At 66.3% G+C, this 15,466-nt stretch carries 14 protein-coding genes; 13 read left to right on the plus strand and 1 reads right to left on the minus strand.

Annotated elements, in window-relative coordinates:
• Nucleotides 1-27 precede the first annotated feature (27 nt).
• The 7 genes from QXZ94_RS01860 to QXZ94_RS01890 all read left to right on the plus strand — a co-directional run bounded on the left by QXZ94_RS01860 (nt 28) and on the right by QXZ94_RS01890 (nt 7,577).
• A complete protein-coding gene (locus QXZ94_RS01860) occupies nt 28-186 on the plus strand; it encodes a hypothetical protein (protein ID WP_315718983.1) in 159 nt (52 codons plus the stop codon).
• On the plus strand, nt 183-497 hold the full coding sequence (locus QXZ94_RS01865) for a hypothetical protein (protein ID WP_172180992.1): 315 nt from the start codon (nt 183-185) through the stop codon (nt 495-497). Before QXZ94_RS01860 ends, QXZ94_RS01865 begins: the two co-directional genes overlap by 4 nt.
• Before the next feature lie 487 nt (nt 498-984).
• Nucleotides 985-2,304: a dicarboxylate/amino acid:cation symporter gene (locus tag QXZ94_RS01870; protein WP_315718984.1), complete on the plus strand. Its 1,320-nt coding sequence runs from the start codon at nt 985-987 to the stop codon at nt 2,302-2,304.
• 268 nt (nt 2,305-2,572) lie between these two features.
• Entirely contained in the window at nt 2,573-3,895 is a 1,323-nt protein-coding gene (locus QXZ94_RS01875; protein WP_315718985.1) for an NAD(P)/FAD-dependent oxidoreductase, read from the plus strand.
• Between the two features lie 190 nt (nt 3,896-4,085).
• Nucleotides 4,086-5,915: an ATP-binding protein gene (locus QXZ94_RS01880; protein ID WP_315718986.1), complete on the plus strand. Its 1,830-nt coding sequence runs from the start codon at nt 4,086-4,088 to the stop codon at nt 5,913-5,915.
• Entirely contained in the window at nt 5,905-7,272 is a 1,368-nt protein-coding gene (locus tag QXZ94_RS01885) for a sigma-54 dependent transcriptional regulator (protein WP_315718987.1), read from the plus strand. Before QXZ94_RS01880 ends, QXZ94_RS01885 begins: the two co-directional genes overlap by 11 nt.
• Before the next feature lie 152 nt (nt 7,273-7,424).
• Nucleotides 7,425-7,577, plus strand: coding sequence for a hypothetical protein (locus tag QXZ94_RS01890; RefSeq protein ID WP_409998815.1), 153 nt, complete (start codon nt 7,425-7,427; stop codon nt 7,575-7,577).
• 20 nt (nt 7,578-7,597) lie between these two features.
• On the opposite strand, the gene QXZ94_RS01895 is transcribed toward QXZ94_RS01890, so the two are convergent.
• The gene (locus QXZ94_RS01895) at nt 7,598-7,948 is read right to left on the minus strand and encodes a RidA family protein (RefSeq protein WP_008965519.1); all 351 of its coding nucleotides are present in this window, start codon (nt 7,946-7,948) and stop codon (nt 7,598-7,600) included.
• 525 nt (nt 7,949-8,473) lie between these two features.
• Here QXZ94_RS01895 and QXZ94_RS01900 point away from each other — a divergent pair.
• From QXZ94_RS01900 to QXZ94_RS01925, 6 genes are all read left to right on the plus strand, one after another.
• Nucleotides 8,474-9,448: an ABC transporter substrate-binding protein gene (locus QXZ94_RS01900; protein ID WP_315718988.1), complete on the plus strand. Its 975-nt coding sequence runs from the start codon at nt 8,474-8,476 to the stop codon at nt 9,446-9,448.
• Nucleotides 9,449-9,472: 24 nt separating this feature from the next.
• Nucleotides 9,473-11,179 carry a dihydroxy-acid dehydratase gene (gene ilvD / locus QXZ94_RS01905; RefSeq protein WP_315718989.1) on the plus strand — a complete coding sequence of 569 codons (1,707 nt, stop codon included), beginning with the start codon at nt 9,473-9,475 and terminating at the stop codon, nt 11,177-11,179.
• 274 nt (nt 11,180-11,453) lie between these two features.
• Nucleotides 11,454-12,299: an ABC transporter ATP-binding protein gene (locus QXZ94_RS01910; protein WP_315718990.1), complete on the plus strand. Its 846-nt coding sequence runs from the start codon at nt 11,454-11,456 to the stop codon at nt 12,297-12,299.
• The gene (locus tag QXZ94_RS01915; RefSeq protein WP_172134052.1) at nt 12,296-13,072 is read left to right on the plus strand and encodes an ABC transporter permease; all 777 of its coding nucleotides are present in this window, start codon (nt 12,296-12,298) and stop codon (nt 13,070-13,072) included. Before QXZ94_RS01910 ends, QXZ94_RS01915 begins: the two co-directional genes overlap by 4 nt.
• Nucleotides 13,069-13,830, plus strand: a complete 762-nt coding sequence (locus tag QXZ94_RS01920) for an ABC transporter permease (protein ID WP_315718991.1) — start codon at nt 13,069-13,071, stop codon at nt 13,828-13,830. The genes QXZ94_RS01915 and QXZ94_RS01920 overlap by 4 nt, the downstream gene beginning before the upstream one ends.
• Before the next feature lie 33 nt (nt 13,831-13,863).
• Nucleotides 13,864-14,910, plus strand: coding sequence for a peptidase M29 (locus QXZ94_RS01925; RefSeq protein ID WP_315718992.1), 1,047 nt, complete (start codon nt 13,864-13,866; stop codon nt 14,908-14,910).
• Nucleotides 14,911-15,466 lie beyond the last annotated feature (556 nt).

Raw genomic sequence — 15,466 nt, forward strand, 5'->3', positions numbered from 1 at the left:
CGGAAAGCTGAGTCGTGAGGAGCCTTCATGACGGTCGTGGCGCTCGTCGCATGTCACGGCCGGATGAACATCGGTGGTCGTCGTGATTGCGAATTTGGGAAAGCCGGCATCCAGGACCGGTCGGCAGGCACGGCGAAGTTCGGGAATGAGATATGGCTGAGCCGCATTTGCCTGAGCGGGTCGTGAATTTATTGATATCGTCTGATTATGCGCGGCTCGTCGGTCGAACCCTGTCGGAGCGGTTCGACTACATTGTCGACATCGCGTCGCTGCATACGCGCGACGAACTGCTGCGGCGTCTGGAGCTCGATCGCATTTTGGTGCGGCAGGTCGAGAAGTGGCTCGGCTTCCACGGACGGCGCCTGCGCCGTCCGACCGAGAGCATCGATATCGCGATGTGCGGATTGGAGTTCCGCAAGCGGCGCATCCGGCGCTCGCGCCTCGGCGCCCGGCGGCGTCGGCTGGATCCGAAGGCCACTCCGAAGGAGCCGGGCTGACGATCGGTTCGGCGGCCATCCCGCAGCCGAAGTCCCTGAGATGGGCCGTGACGGGTGCTGCCCTCGGCCGTCCGAAGTTTCGGACGGTCGCCGCCGGCCGTTTCCGAAACTTCGGACGGCGCGCCGCGCAACGCCTGTCGCCGCTCCCCACAATGGTTTGCAAATGGTAGCAAACTGAAGCACATGCGCCGTCACCGGGCCGCGCCGATCCCCTGGCACGAATGCTGCTTAATGAGCCGCCAAACGAGCGCCAGCTCCAGAACAATCGAGGGGACGTCCGGACGCCAGCCCAAAGCCGCCCTTGATTTTAGACACGCCGAGCAGACGATTACGCTTGAGCGTTCGCGTGCGTGCCTGACCGGCGTGCATGCTCGTGGAGGGGGGCTTCGGTCCGGGATGCCCGCAGACGTGCTTGAAGGACACTGCGTCGACCCACCGCCGGCTGAGACGAGACGTAGACCGAGTAAGACCAGGGAGAGAACATCTGATGTCTGCAACCACTGCGGCGGCCACGGCCCCGAACAAGCCATTCTACCGGGTCCTCTACGTGCAGGTCCTGGTCGCGATCGTGCTCGGCGTCATCGTCGGCTGGGTATGGCCGGAGGTCGGCAAGAACGAGTGGATCAAGGCGCTCGGTGACGGCTTCGTCAAGCTGATCAAGATGGTGATCGCGCCGGTGATCTTCTGCACCGTCGTGTCCGGCATCGCGCATGTCTCCGAGGTCAAGAAGGTCGGCCGCGTGGCCGTCAAGGCGCTGATCTATTTCGAGATCGTCTCGACCTTCGCGCTCGCGCTGGGTCTGATCGTCGGCAATTTCATCCAGCCGGGGGCAGGGTTCCAGGGCCAGAGCAACGCCGCCCTCGTCGCCAATTACGCCAAGCAGGCGAGCGAGATGAAGTCGATCGACTTCGTGCTCCATATCATCCCCGACACGGTGGTGGGCGCGTTCGCGCAAGGCGAGATCCTGCAGGTGCTGCTGTTCTCGATCCTGTTCGGCATCGCCCTGATGAGCCTCGGTGAACGGGGCCACACGATGCGCGCCTTCATCGACGATGCGGCACACGCGATCTTCGGCGTCATCGCGATCGTGGTCAAGTTCGCCCCGATCGGCGCGTTCGGCGCGATGGCCTTCACCATCGGGCGCTATGGCCCGCAGGCGCTCGGCAATCTTGCCGGCCTGATCGCGACCTTCTATCTCACGGCGCTCGCTTTCGTCATCATCGTGCTCGGCATCATCGCCCGCATTGCCGGCTTCTCGATCTTCAAGTTCCTGAAATACATCAAGGACGAGCTGCTGATCGTGCTCGGCACCTCGTCGTCCGAGAGCGCGCTGCCGCAGATGATGGAGAAGCTCGAGCGTCTCGGCTGCTCCAAGCCTGTCGTCGGCCTCGTGGTTCCGACCGGCTACTCCTTCAACCTCGATGGCACCAACATCTACATGACCCTGGCGACGCTGTTCATCGCCCAGGCCATGAACGTGCACCTCTCCTTCGGAGAGCAGATCACGATCCTTCTCGTGGCCATGCTGACCTCGAAGGGCGCTTCGGGCATCACCGGCGCCGGCTTCATCACCCTGGCCGGTACGCTCGCGGCCGTCCGGCCGGAGCTCGTTCCGGGCATGGCGATCGTGCTCGGCATCGACAAGTTCATGAGCGAGTGCCGCGCCCTCACCAACCTGTGCGGCAACGGCGTCGCCTGCGTGATCGTCGCCTGGTGGGAGGGCGAGCTCGACCGCGACAAGCTGCGTGCCGCGCTCGACAAGGATATCGATCCTTCGGACGTCGAAATCGCCGTCACGACGGGCTGAGACCAAGGCCGCACGGCGTTGCCGGCGCCGTCGGCGACCCGAACAAACGCCCCCGTGCGCGCGTCGCCGCTGCTCTCGCAAGGCGACGCGTCCCGTACGAGGGCCGGCTGAAACCTGCCGGCTCTCGTCGGGCGCGAGACCGGCGAACGGGCGGGTGATGCCCAATCGTGATGCCGCCATCCTCAAATGATCTGCTAAAAAAGCACCGGACGCGGCGCTGACGGCGTGACACCGGCGGCGTCACGGTCTTGCTTGGGGAGATTTGATAATGGCCGTCGCGCAGTCCGGAGTTCCGCGTGTCGTGATTGTCGGCGGCGGCGCCGGCGGCCTGGAGCTGGCGACGCGGCTCGGCGACAAATACGGCCGTAAGGGCAAGCTCGAGGTCACCCTGGTCGAGCGCAACCGCACCCACGTCTGGAAGCCGAAGCTGCACGAGATCGCGGCCGGCAGCATGGACATCTCGGCGCACGAGGTCGACTATCTCGCGCAGGCCTATTGGCACGGCTTCCATTATCGCATCGGCGACATGATCGGGCTCGATCGCGACCGGCGCGAGGTGCTGGTCGCGCCCTATCTCGATGCGGAGGGGCGTGAGGTCACGCCGCGGCGAACCATTCCCTATGACGTGCTCGTCATCGCCATCGGCAGCCAGAACAATGATTTCGGCACGCCCGGCGTGGTCGACCACGCGATCAAGCTGGAGTCGCAGCGCGATGCCCGGCGCTTCCACGAGCGCATGGTCAACGCTTGCATCCGCGCCCATTCGCAGTCGACGCCGATCGCGCCGCATCAGCTGAAGGTCGCGATCATCGGCGCCGGGGCAACCGGGGTCGAGCTGGCCGCCGAACTGCATCGGACGACGCGCGAGGTGGTGGCCTATGGTCTCGACCAGGTCGACGCCGAGAAGGACATCAGGATCACGCTGATCGAAGCCGCGGACCGGGTGCTCCCGGCCTTGCCGGAGCGGGTCTCGCGCGAGACCGAGAAGCTGCTCGCGCGGCTCGGCGTCGAGGTCCTGGTGGGCGCCAAGGTCGCGGAGGTCGGGGCCGACAGGGTCAGCCTCTCGGACGGTCGCATCATCCCGGCCGAACTGATCGTCTGGGCCGCCGGCGTCAAGGCGCCGGACTTCCTCAAGGACATCGCGGGCCTCGAAACCAACCGCATCAACCAACTCGTCGTCAGGCAGACCCTGCAGACCACGCGCGACGAGCGCATCTTTGCGATCGGCGACTGCTCGGCTTGCGCCTGGGGGACGCGCGGCAACGTGCCGCCGCGTGCGCAGGCGGCGCATCAGCAGGCCTCGCATCTCTACAAGCAGATTCCGCGCTTCATCAGGGGCGAGCGGCTGGCGGACTACCGCTATCACGACTTCGGCTCGCTGGTGTCGCTCGGCGAATTCAGCACGGTCGGCTCGATGATGGGCGCGCTGGTCGGCGGCAATCTCGTGTTCGAAGGGCTGTTCGCGCGGATGATGTATCTGGCGCTGTACAAGATGCACGAATACGCCCTGCACGGCCTCGCCAAGGTGACCCTGGACACGCTGGCGCGTCTGATCACCCGCCGCACCGAGCCGCATGTGAAGCTGCATTGATGCGCGCAAGCTCGGCGGCCGGCGTCCGCTTCGGCCCTGCCGCCGGTATCGGACGCCATCGCTCTGCGTTGCGGACGTGCGGAGGCCGGATTTTGTGTCGCCTATTCCGGCGCAAGACCTTAGAGTTACTGGCGAAATGCGGGCGCGTTCGTCGCGGCCCGCCGCGCCTCGATCTTGCCCGGCTCAGGAGATGACGGACTTCCCCATTCGGATCGGCCTCGATGGACATTCCGACGTCGCCGCGGCGGTTCCGGGGCGCGCGGGCTGGCTCGTTCGCGGATGTCTGGCGGTTGCGCTGGTCGGCGCCGCGGCCTGGCTCGGCTACGCCATCGCCTTCTCCCATGGGCTGGATCAACGGCACGCCGCGGCCCAGCAGCGGCTGGCGGTCGAGGCCGCGCAGCTCGACGGCTATCTCTCACGCTTCGAATATCTGCCGTCGCTGCTGGAGACCTCGGCGGACGTCTACCGGCTGCTCGGCACGCCCGATGATCGCGCGCTGCAGCAGAGCGTCAGCCTGTATCTGAAGTCGATCAATCTGCTGGCGGGCGCCGACAATCTCTACGTCCTGACCGTCGCGGGCGACGCGATCGCCGCCGCCGATTTCGACCAGCCGGGCACGCCGGTCGGCATCAACCTGTCCTACCGACCGTATATGCGCCAGGCGCTGGCGACAGGCCGCGGCGCGTTCTTCGGCATCGGCATCACCAGCGCGCGCGCCGGCTACTATCTGTCCTATGCGGTCAAGCGCGAAGGACGCACGATCGGCGTCGCCGTGGTCAAGGTCAATCTCGACGCCTTCGAGCGCGAGTGGCGCAACCGCGGCAGCGACATGGTTCTGGTCGATGCCCGCGGTGTGACCATCCTCGCCTCGCGCGACGAATGGCGCCTGCGGCCGCTGACGCCGCTCTCGGTCGATGCGCTGGAGGAGATCGCGACGTCGAAGCCCTATGGCAGCTCGAATCTCGCGCCGCTCGGCTGGACCTTCATGGACAGGACCGATCGTGGCGGCGGTCAGGTCGCGACCGAGGGCGGCGCGGTCTACAGCGTCGACGAGCGTCCACTCAGCGGGCGGCAATGGCAGCTGCTGCTGCTCGACGACGAGGCGCCGATCCGGCGTACGGCCTTCATCATCGGCACGCTGTCGGGGCTCGCCAGCATCGTCGCGCTGCTCGCGTTCGGCCTGTTGGCGCAGCGGCGGCGGGAGATCCGGCAACGGCTGGCGAGCCAGGCCGCGCTTCAGGCCGCCAATGACCGCCTCGAGATCCGCGTGCAGGAGCGCACCGCCGAGCTGCGCGCCACGCAGGACGAGCTCGTCCATGCCGGCAAGCTCGCCGTGCTCGGCCAGATGTCCGCCGGCATGGTGCACGAGATCAACCAGCCGCTAGCGGCGCTGCAGACCGCGTCCGACAACGCCGTGCAGTTCGTCGACCGCGGCATGATCGCCGAGGCCCGCGGCAATCTCGTCCGTATCGGCGAGCTGGTCCGCCGGCTGGCGCGTCTGACCGGCCAGCTGCGCGTGTTCGCCTACAAATCGAATGCGCCGCTCGATGCCGTCTCGGTCGAGCAGGCGCTGGCCGAAACGCTCAAGATCCTCGGTGCGCGGGTGAAGGACGGCGGCGTCGAGGTGACCATCGATCTCGCGCCGGGGCTTCTCGTCCGGGTCGATCAGATCCGGCTCGAGCAATTGCTCTGCAACATCCTCGCCAATGCGCTGGACGCCGTCGAGGGCGCGGCGCAGAAGTCGATCGCGATCCGCGCCGTGCACGAGGACGGCCACTGCCGCATGGCCATCGGCAACAGCGGCCCGCCGATCGCGGCCGACGTTCTCAAGCGCATGTTCGAGCCGTTCGTGACGACCAAGCCGGCCGGCAAGGGCCTCGGCCTTGGTCTCGTCATCGCCAACCATATCGCGCGGTCGTTCGGCGGCGAGCTGCGGGCGCGGAATCTCGAGCCGTCCGGCGCCGAGTTCGTGCTGCTGCTCCCGCTGGCCGAGGTCACGAGGTCCCCCCATGAGCCCTGAGCAACCGGTCGGCGTGATCTATGTCGAGGACGACGAGGATGTGCGCATCGGCGCCGTCCAGGCGCTGCAGCTCGCCGGCTTGCCGGTGACGCCGTTCGGCTCGGTGGAAGCCGCGAGCGCGACCGTCCGCGCCGACATGCCGTTCGTGGTGGTCTCGGACGTGCAGCTGCGCGGCAAGAGCGGCACCGCATGGCTGTCCGAGCTGCACCGGCTCGATCCGGACCTGCCCGTCATTCTGGTCACCGGCCATGGCGACATCTCGATGGCCGTGGACGCCATGCGCAACGGCGCCTATGACTTCATCGAGAAGCCATGCTCCTCCGAGCAGCTCGTCGCGGTCGTGCGCCGCGCGCTCGACAAGCGGCGGCTCACGCTGGAGGTCCGCACGCTGCGCTCCGCACTGGCCGACCGCCAAGGTAGCCAGGGCATCGAGGCCAGCCTGCTCGGGCGCTCGCCGCAGATCCAGGAGGTGCGCCGCCTCGTCGCCAATCTCGCGTCCACCAATGTCGACGTCACGATCTATGGCGAGACCGGCACCGGCAAGGACGTCGTCGCGCGCTGCCTGCACAATCACAGCGCCCGCCGCGGCGGCAACTACGTCGCGGTGAATTGCGGCGGCCTGCCGGAATCGCTCGTCGAGAGCGAGTTGTTCGGCCACGAGGCCGGCGCTTTCACCGGCGCGACCAAGCAGCGGATCGGCAAGATCGAATACGCCCATGGCGGCACGCTGTTCCTCGACGAGATCGAGAGCATGCCGGCGAGCGTCCAGGTCAAGCTGCTGCGGGCGCTGCAGGACCGCTCGATCGAGCGCGTCGGCTCCAACAAGCCGGTCGCGGTCGATTGCCGCGTGGTCGCCGCCAGCAAGGCCAATCTCTACGAGCTCAGCGAGAGCAAGCAGTTCCGCGCCGATCTGTACTACCGCCTCGGCGTGGCCTTTATCGAGCTTCCGCCGTTGCGCGAGCGGCGCGAGGACATTCCGGTCCTGTTCGAGCACTTCACGCTGGAGGCCGCCAAGCGCTTCGAGCGCGACGCGCCGATCGTGGACGACCAGACCATGTCGCTGCTGCTGAGCTATTCATGGCCGGGCAATGTGCGTGAGCTGCGCAACGTCGCCGACCGCTTCGTGCTCGGCGTGCTCGATCGCAAGGTGCTCGACCGGTCGGGGGGCGCTACCTCCGAGCTGTCGCTGCCGCGCCAGCTGGAGAACATCGAGCGCTCGATCATCGAGGACGCGCTGCGCCGCAAGCTCGGCGATGTCCAGGCAACGGCGGCGATGCTCAGCATCCCGAAGCAGACGCTGTACGACAAGATCAAGCGGCTGGCGATCAATGTCGACGGCATCCGCGAGCGGCATTGATCCGCGACCATCGGTCACGCGCATGCGTCGCGCGTCCTAACCTGGATTAGAACGACGCCGCTTCAGAGCCGTTGTAGAGCAGCGGCGCGGCGCATTGGGAACGGCCGCTACACGGCATCATTGCCGCGAGGTCACTTCCGAACAGGAGACCTTTGGACGCGACGACGCGCCGACAGCAGGAGCAGTGGGGCGCCGATGTTCGCGCCGAGCCGCTTCCGGGAACCGAACCGGTGCTGCCGGAAGGGCTGACGCGTGAACGGCGCGATCCGCTCAATCGCAACACCGGCCGCCGCGACACCACATAGGACCGCGGCGGCCGTTCAACTTATTTCGCCGCGATCACCATGATCTCGACCGTGTATTGCGGCGCGGCGAGCCCGGCCTCGACCGTGGCGCGGGCCGGCGTATTGCCGGCCGACACCCAGCCGTCCCACACCGCGTTCATCTCGCCGAAGGTCTTGATGTCGGTGAGGTAGATCGTGGCCGATAGCAGCTTGGTCTTGTCGGTGCCGGCCTTGGCGAGATGGCCGTCGATGATGGAGAGGATCTCCTCGGTCTGCTTGGTGACGCTCTCGCCGGCGGTCTTCTGCGCGACCACGCCCGCCAGATAGACGGTATTGCCGTGCACGACGACCTGGCTCATGCGCGGGCCGACTTCGAAACGCTGGATGGACATCGAGAGAACTCCTCAAAAGGTCAAATCGGGGCCTTTCCCTAGCGCGTGCAGCGCGGCAGCGCCAGTCGGCTGAGGCAGCGCAGGGATCGCAAATGAGCCTGTCCCCAGCCCACCCGTACGAAGCCTCGGCCGGCAATGGGCCGTCCGTCCTGTGAGACGCCCGCTTCAGGCCAGGACGCGGCTGAAGGACGAGTTGCAATTCGCGGCGCATCATCCGCCCTCCGGCGCAATCCCTCTCCTCATGGCGAGCGGCGCCGCTCGCGACGCGTCTCGAACCATGCAGCTCACAGCCGGCGTGACGTCGTGCGCAATTGCCGCGCCACGCGATCAGACACACGACCTTGCGTTGCCAAGGTGCGTACAGCACACGGGCAGCGGCATCTGCCGGTGATGGGCTTCACCGCGTTGCACAGCAGCCCTGCCCATGGGGCAGGCACGCATGGGGCGTTTTCCGCGCTTGCACCGATATTTGAGACATGAAACATTCTCGGCGAGGTTGGTCTTATGACAAGGCGGAGGGGCGTGATGCGGAAACGGTTAATGCTGGCGCTGGCGGCGATGACGTTGGCGACGAGTGCAGGGTCCAGCTTTGCTCAGCAGACGATCCGCGTCGGCTGGACCATTCCGGCGGAGGAATCCAAGTACTGGATGATGAAGCGCCCGAGCGAATTTCCGGATCTCGGCAAGACCTACAACATCGAATGGACCCAGTTCCAGGGCACGGCACCGATGACCCAGGCGCTGGCTGCCGGCGCGCTCGACTGCGCGACCCAGGCGCCGCTGTCGCTGTCGAACGGGGTCGTCGGCGGCGGGCTCAAGGCCTACATCGTCGCCCAGCACGTCTATGAGAAGCCGGGTGGCTTCTCGGTCTATTGGGCGGTCAAGGACGACTCGCCGATCAAGACCATTGCCGACCTCAAGGGCAAGACGGTCGGCATCTCCGTGATCGGCGGCGGCACGCAGGGGCCGTTCAACATGCTGTTGAAGCAGGCCGGGCTCGATCCGGCCAAGGATATCAAGCTGGTCGAGGTCGGCTTCGCCGTGTCGGAGGACGCGCTGCGCCAGGGCCGCGTCGATGCCGTCAACATGAACCAGCCGTTCGCTGCGCGCGCGGAGGCCAAGGGCGGCACCCGCAAGCTGTTCTCGCTGTCGGAGGCGATGCCGAACATCGTCCACATCCTGGAGGCCTGCCGCGCCGATTTCGTCGACAAGAATCCGGAGCTGGTGAAAGCCTATGTCCGCGACATCACCGCCGGCATGAAGAAGGCGCTGGCGAACCGCGACGAGACGCTGAAGGTCGTGTCCGAGGTGATGAAGGCGCCGGTCGCTGTGATCGATACCTATCTGCTTAAGGACAATGATTTCGGCCGTGATCCCGTGGCCGCGCCGAACTTCCCGGCGATCCAGAAGATGCTCGACATCTATGCCGAGACCGGCATGCTGCCGAAGCTCGACGTCGCCCAGTTCAAGCATCCGACGATCGTCGCGCCGATCCAGTAGGGCGCCACGCGGAGCACGAGTTCGATGAAGAAGCTGCGCTCGCGCGTGACGGTGGAGGGGCTCGATCGCGCCCCGCACCGCGCCTTCATGCGCGCGATGGGGCTGGATGATGCCGACATCGCCAAGCCGATGATCGGCGTCGTCAGCCAGAAGGGCGAGCAGACGCCCTGCAACATGACGCACGACTTCCAGGTCGACGCGGCCAAGACGGGAATCTCCGAGGCCGGCGGCACGCCGCGCGAGTTCGCGACCGTCTCGGTCTCCGACGGCATCAGCATGAACCATGAGGGAATGAAGTTCTCTCTGTTCTCGCGCGAGCTGATCGCCGACTCGATCGAGGCCGTGGTCCACGGCCTCGCTTATGACGCGCTGATCGGCTTCGGCGGCTGCGACAAGACCTTGCCCGGCGTCATGATGGGCATGGTTCGCTGCAACGTGCCCTCCATCTTCATCTATGGCGGCAGCGCGCTTCCGGGCAAGTTCGAGGGGCGAACGCTCACGGTGCTCGACTCGTATGAAGCGGTCGGCAGCTACATGACCGGGGAGATCGACGAGCAGACATTGCGCGGCATCGAGCTGTCTTGCCTGCCGACGATCGGCGCCTGCGCCGGACAGTTCACCGCCAACACCATGGGCATGCTGTCGGAGGCGATGGGCCTGTCAATGCCCAACGTCTCGATGATCCCCGGCGTCTATGCCGAGCGCGCTCATGTCGCGCGGCAGGCCGGGCGGCTGATCATGCAGATGCTGGCGAAGGGCGGTCCGCTGCCGCGCGACATCGTCACGCGAAAGGCGCTGGAGAACGGCGCCGCCATCGTCGCGGCCACCGGCGGCTCGACCAATGCCGCGCTGCATCTGCCGGCCATCGCCAACGAGGCCGGCATCCGCTTCACGCTGGACGATGTCGGCGCGGTGTTTTCGCGGACACCGCTGATCGGCAATCTCAGGCCGGGCGGCAAGTACACTGCCAAGGACGTCTACGACATCGGCGGTGCGGCCGTGGTGATCCGCGCGCTGATCGAGAGCGGGCACATCGACGGCTCCTGCATAACGGTCACGGGCCGCACGCTCGCCGAGGAATATGGCTCGGCCAACGCGCCTGACGGCGAGATCGTCTTTCATCCGGACAAGCCGATGATGGCGGATGGCGGCGTCGCCGTGCTCAAGGGCAACCTCGCGCCCGATGGCGCCGTGATCAAGGTCGCCGGGCTGAAGAGCCTGGTGTTCGAAGGCCGCGCGCGGGTGTTCGAGGACGAGGAGGCCTGCGTCGCCGCCGTGCGCGCGCGCAACTATCAGGCCGGCGAGGTGCTGATCATCCGCAACGAGGGCCCGGTGGGCGGCCCCGGCATGCGCGAGATGCTCGGCGTCACCGCGCTGATCTACGGCCAGGGCATGGGCGAGAAGGTCGCCCTGATCACGGACGGCCGCTTCTCCGGCGCCACCCGTGGCATGTGCATCGGCTATGTGTCCCCGGAGGCTTTCGTCGGTGGTCCGCTCGCGCTGGTGAAGGACGGTGATCCGATCCGTATCGATGCGAAAGCGCGCACGCTCGACCTTCTGCTCGATGATAACGAACTCGCTTCGCGCCATGAGGCCTGGACGCAACGGCCGCCGCGGCACCGCGCGGGAGCGCTGGCCAAATACGCCAAGCTGGTCGGACAGGCGCCGCTCGGAGCGGTCACGCATGAGGGACCTGCCGAATGGCCGTGGTTCGATCAGGAGCAGCAATGAGCGGCGATGGGGCGACGATTGGCAGGCTTCTTGCTAATCTCTCAGCACCCCGTCATTTCGCAGGGTAGACATATGGGAATCCCGACTGTCGCGACGAACAATCCTGCTAGTTGGTTTACTCCGTCATGCCCGGGACAAGCCCGGCCATGACGACGTGGAGAGAGACCAGCATAAAACTGCAATCGTCTATGGTCGAAGGCGAATATCTGCGGCATTCCGTCATGCCTGATCATTTGGAGCCCTTCCGCGTGCTGCATCGGAAAGAGAAGCCGACATGGGCGTGACCCCGATCCGACCTGGCCAGCTCGCGGGCGTCCCGCTCGGCCGCCGTGCGGCCACACCGATCATCGAGATCGATCACGTCTCGCAGGTGTTCAAGACGTCGTCGCGCCGCGACCATACCGCGCTGTCGGATATTTCGCTGACGGTGGGCGAGGGGGCCTTCGTCTCGATTCTCGGTCCCTCCGGCTGCGGCAAGTCGACCTTGCTCTACATCGTCGGCGGCTTCGTGAGCCCCACCAGCGGCACGGCGAAGATGAAGGGCAAGCCGATCACCGGTCCCGGCACCGATCGCGGCCCGGTGTTCCAGGAGTTCGCGTTGTTTCCCTGGAAGAGCGTGCTCGGCAACGTGATGTATGGCCCGCTGCAGCAGGGCATGAAGCCAGCGAAGGCCGCGGCCCTCGCGCGAACATTGCTCGCCATGGTGGGCCTCACCGGCTTCGAGAAATTCTATCCCAAGGAGCTTTCCGGCGGCATGAAGCAGCGCGTCGCCCTGGCGCGCACGCTCGCCTACGGCCCCGAGGTGCTGCTGATGGACGAGCCGTTCGGCGCGCTCGACGCGCACACGCGCACCCGGCTGCAGAACGACCTGCTCGACATTTGGGAGCGCGACCGCAAGACCGTGCTGTTCGTCACCCACTCGGTCGAGGAGGCGGTGTTCCTGTCCGACAAGGTCGTGATGATGTCGCGCTCGCCGGGGCGCATCCGCGAGGTCATCGACATCGACCTGCCGCGGCCGCGCCGCCGCGAGGAGCTGCTGCTCGACCCGCGCTATCAGAAATACATCGTCGAGATCGAGCGCATGTTCGACGCGTCAGGCGACAACGAGCTGCCGTCATGAACGGGCTCTGGAAGCCGCTCGCGCCGGTGCTGGCCTGCTGCGGCCTGCTGCTCGCCTGGCAGCTCGCCTCGCTGGGGCTGAAGAACGACAGCTTCCCGACTGCGCTGGACTCGCTGCGCGCGATTCCGCCGATCCTCACCGACAAGGAATCGCTGATCAACATCCTGGCCTCGCTGCGGCGGATGGCGATCGGCTTCGCACTGGCGCTTTCGTTCGCGATTCCGCTGGGACTGTTGATGGGCCGCAGCCGGACGACGGCGGCGTTCTTCAATCCGCTGCTGATGCTGATCTACCCGGTGCCGAAGGCGGCCTTGATGCCGATCATCATGCTGTGGCTCGGCGTCGGCGACGTCTCCAAGACGCTGGTGATCTTCCTCGGCGTCAGCCTGCCGGTGATCTATCACAGCTTCGAAGGCGCCAAGGCCGTCGAGGAGAAGATGCTGTGGTCGGGCGCGGCGATGGGACTGTCGCCGCCCGAGCGTCTGCTGCGCATCGTGCTTCCCGCGGCGTTGCCGGAGATTCTCACCGGCTGCCGTACCGGGCTGGTGCTGGCGCTGATCACGATGGTGACGAGCGAGATGATCGCGCGGCAGTCCGGCGCCGGCAACATCCTGTTCAACGCGCTCGACATGGGCCAGTACGACACCGTGTTTGCGATGATCATCATCATCGGCGCCATGGGCATCTGCCTCGATGCGGCGTTCGAGATTGTCAGGCGCTGGCTGGTGCGCTGGTCCGAGCCGCAGTTCGACATGCCCTTGAGCTTCTCATGACGCGCACCTCCAACGATATCCTGCTGGGCGCCGCGCCGATCGTGCTTGTCCTGCTGCTGTGGCAGGGGCTGGTCTCGTTCGGCTATGCGCCGCCGACCCTGCTGCCGCCGCCGGGACAGGTGTTCCTGCGCATGGGCCAGCAGCTTTCGAGCGTCACCTTTCAGCAGGACATCGCCGCGACCTTGTTCCGGCTGTTCGCGGGCTTTGCCATCGCCGTCGTGCTCGGCGTATCCCTCGGCATTGCCGCAGCCGTGAGCCCGCCCATCAACGCCGCCGTCAAGCCGATCGTGCGCGTGCTGGCGCCGTTGCCCAAGGTCGCGCTCTATCCCGCCTTCCTGCTGCTGCTCGGCTTCGGCCACGAATCCAAGATCATGCTGGTGGCGGCCGACGCGCTGTTTCCGATCCTGCTGTCGACCTATTACGGTGCCACCACGGTCGAGCAGAAGCTGATCTGGTCCGCGCTCGCCGCCGGCACGCCGCCGCGGGACGTGCTGTGGAAGGTGGTGCTGCCGGCGGCGATGCCCTCGATCCTCACCGGCTGCCGCATCGGCCTCGTGATCTCCTGCATCGTGGTGTTCCTGGCCGAGATGATCACCTCGACCGACGGGCTCGGCCATGTGCTGGTCACGGCCGCGCGCACCTTCCAGGCGGTCGACATGTTCGTGCCGCTGATCACGATCTCGCTGCTAGGCCTCATTCTCAACGCCCTGCTGCAGGGCCTGCGCGCCTATCTGCTGCGCGGCTTCCCCTCAGTCTGATAAACACAACGAACGATCATCGGGAGAACGACCATGCTGGCGGATCGCATCGAGGCGAAATGGATCGACGCATTCTGCGAGATCTTCGAGCGCTGCGCGGTGAAGGCGGGCGACACCGCCGCCATTCTGTCGGAAACGCAGTCGCGTCCGCTCAACGTCCATATCGCGGAGCTGGCGCTGCTGCGCATGGGCGCGCGGCCGTTCCATGTGGTGGTGCCGACGCCGCGCAACCGTCATCCGGTCCCGGTGCGCTCGACCGGCGCGTCGGAGGCGATCGGCAAGCTCGGCCCCGTCGTGACGGCGCTCCAGCAGGCCGGCTTCGTCGTCGACTGCACCATCGAAGGCCTGATGCACGCGGTGGAGACGCCCGACATCCTCAAAGCCGGCGCGCGCATTCTCGTGATCTCCAACGAGCACCCGGAGGCGCTGGAGCGCATGCGCCCTGATGCGGCGCTGGAGAAGCGCGTGCGTGCCGCCGCCAAGATGCTGCGCGGCACCAAGCGGATGCGCGTGACGTCGAAGGCGGGGACTGATCTCGACGTCATCATGGAGGGCGCCTCGACGGTCGGCGTCTGGGGCTGGACCGATCGTCCCGGCACGCTCGCGCACTGGCCGGGCGGCATCGTCGTCAGTTTCCCCAAGAGCGGCTCGGTCAACGGCACCATCGTGATGGCGCCCGGCGACATCAACCTCACCTTCAAGCGCTATCTGAGCTCGCCCGTCACGATGACCATGCGCGACGACTACATCACGGATCTGGCAGGCGAGGGCGCCGACGCCGCGATGATGCGCGCCTATCTCGCGTCATGGGGCGACCGCGAGGCCTATGCGGTCTCGCATGTCGGCTGGGGCATGAACCCTGGCGCGCGCTACGAGGCACTGACCATGTACGACCAGCGCGACACCAACGGCACCGAACTGCGCGCCGTCCCCGGCAACTTCCTGTTCTCCACCGGCGCCAACGAATTCGCCGGCCGCTACACGGCAGGGCATTTTGATTTGCCGATGATGGGCACCACGATCGAGCTGGATGGGGTGGCCGTGATCAAGGACGGCGTGCTGCAGGACGTGTTCGGGTAGAGGCCTGCGCATTTGCTGGCGAGCTGCTGCCGCGACGGTAGTGCGCTTCCCTCCCGCGAGGGGGGAGGTGAGCGCACCTTCATCATGGTGGCGGGCTGGCCCAAATGACAAGCGCCGAGACAGAAATCATTTGTCTTCCGTAAATAGGAATTGTCTTGCTATTTTTCGGAAAACATGGTTCTCTCTCGCCATCCCGCCTCACTGCGGAGGGGCGTTGCGCGCGATCGTCACGACACGCGAGGCGGGGAGCGATGGCCGCGAGAGATCGCAGCGTCCTCTCACGAGGGCGCGGACGAACGATCGATTGCGGACGCGAAGTCGCAGCGTCCTGACACCCCGAAGCTGGTGTCACCCGGGCAAGGCGCAAGCCTTGTCGCGGCATGGTGGCCAACAAGCCCGGCGCACCAGGGAGACTGCGTATAAGCGTGAAGACCATCGCGCAGGGAATGCCGGCGTGTTTCGGCTTTGCCTGTGGTACCTGCCGCCTGCATTCTTTTCCGCAGGCGGGCCATGGGTGAGGTCGTCACCCGGCATTCCCTGCGCCCTCTGCATGCTC

The sequence above is a fragment of the Bradyrhizobium sp. SZCCHNS2022 genome, assembly GCF_032377575.1.
Classification (GTDB): Bacteria; Pseudomonadota; Alphaproteobacteria; order Rhizobiales; family Xanthobacteraceae; genus Bradyrhizobium; species Bradyrhizobium aeschynomenes.

Bases quoted from the DNA above. Each gene is read 5' to 3' on its own strand.
- QXZ94_RS01860 (WP_315718983.1), top strand. From the start codon at position 28: ATGACGGTCGTGGCGCTCGTCGCATGTCACGGCCGGATGAACATCGGT.
- QXZ94_RS01870 (WP_315718984.1), top strand. From the start codon at position 985: ATGTCTGCAACCACTGCGGCGGCCACGGCCCCGAACAAGCCATTCTAC.
- QXZ94_RS01875 (WP_315718985.1), top strand. From the start codon at position 2,573: ATGGCCGTCGCGCAGTCCGGAGTTCCGCGTGTCGTGATTGTCGGCGGC.
- QXZ94_RS01880 (WP_315718986.1), top strand. From the start codon at position 4,086: ATGACGGACTTCCCCATTCGGATCGGCCTCGATGGACATTCCGACGTC.
- QXZ94_RS01885 (WP_315718987.1), top strand. From the start codon at position 5,905: ATGAGCCCTGAGCAACCGGTCGGCGTGATCTATGTCGAGGACGACGAG.
- QXZ94_RS01895 (WP_008965519.1), bottom strand. From the start codon at position 7,948: ATGTCCATCCAGCGTTTCGAAGTCGGCCCGCGCATGAGCCAGGTCGTC.
- QXZ94_RS01900 (WP_315718988.1), top strand. From the start codon at position 8,474: ATGCGGAAACGGTTAATGCTGGCGCTGGCGGCGATGACGTTGGCGACG.
- ilvD (WP_315718989.1), top strand. From the start codon at position 9,473: ATGAAGAAGCTGCGCTCGCGCGTGACGGTGGAGGGGCTCGATCGCGCC.
- QXZ94_RS01910 (WP_315718990.1), top strand. From the start codon at position 11,454: ATGGGCGTGACCCCGATCCGACCTGGCCAGCTCGCGGGCGTCCCGCTC.
- QXZ94_RS01915 (WP_172134052.1), top strand. From the start codon at position 12,296: ATGAACGGGCTCTGGAAGCCGCTCGCGCCGGTGCTGGCCTGCTGCGGC.
- QXZ94_RS01920 (WP_315718991.1), top strand. From the start codon at position 13,069: ATGACGCGCACCTCCAACGATATCCTGCTGGGCGCCGCGCCGATCGTG.
- QXZ94_RS01925 (WP_315718992.1), top strand. From the start codon at position 13,864: ATGCTGGCGGATCGCATCGAGGCGAAATGGATCGACGCATTCTGCGAG.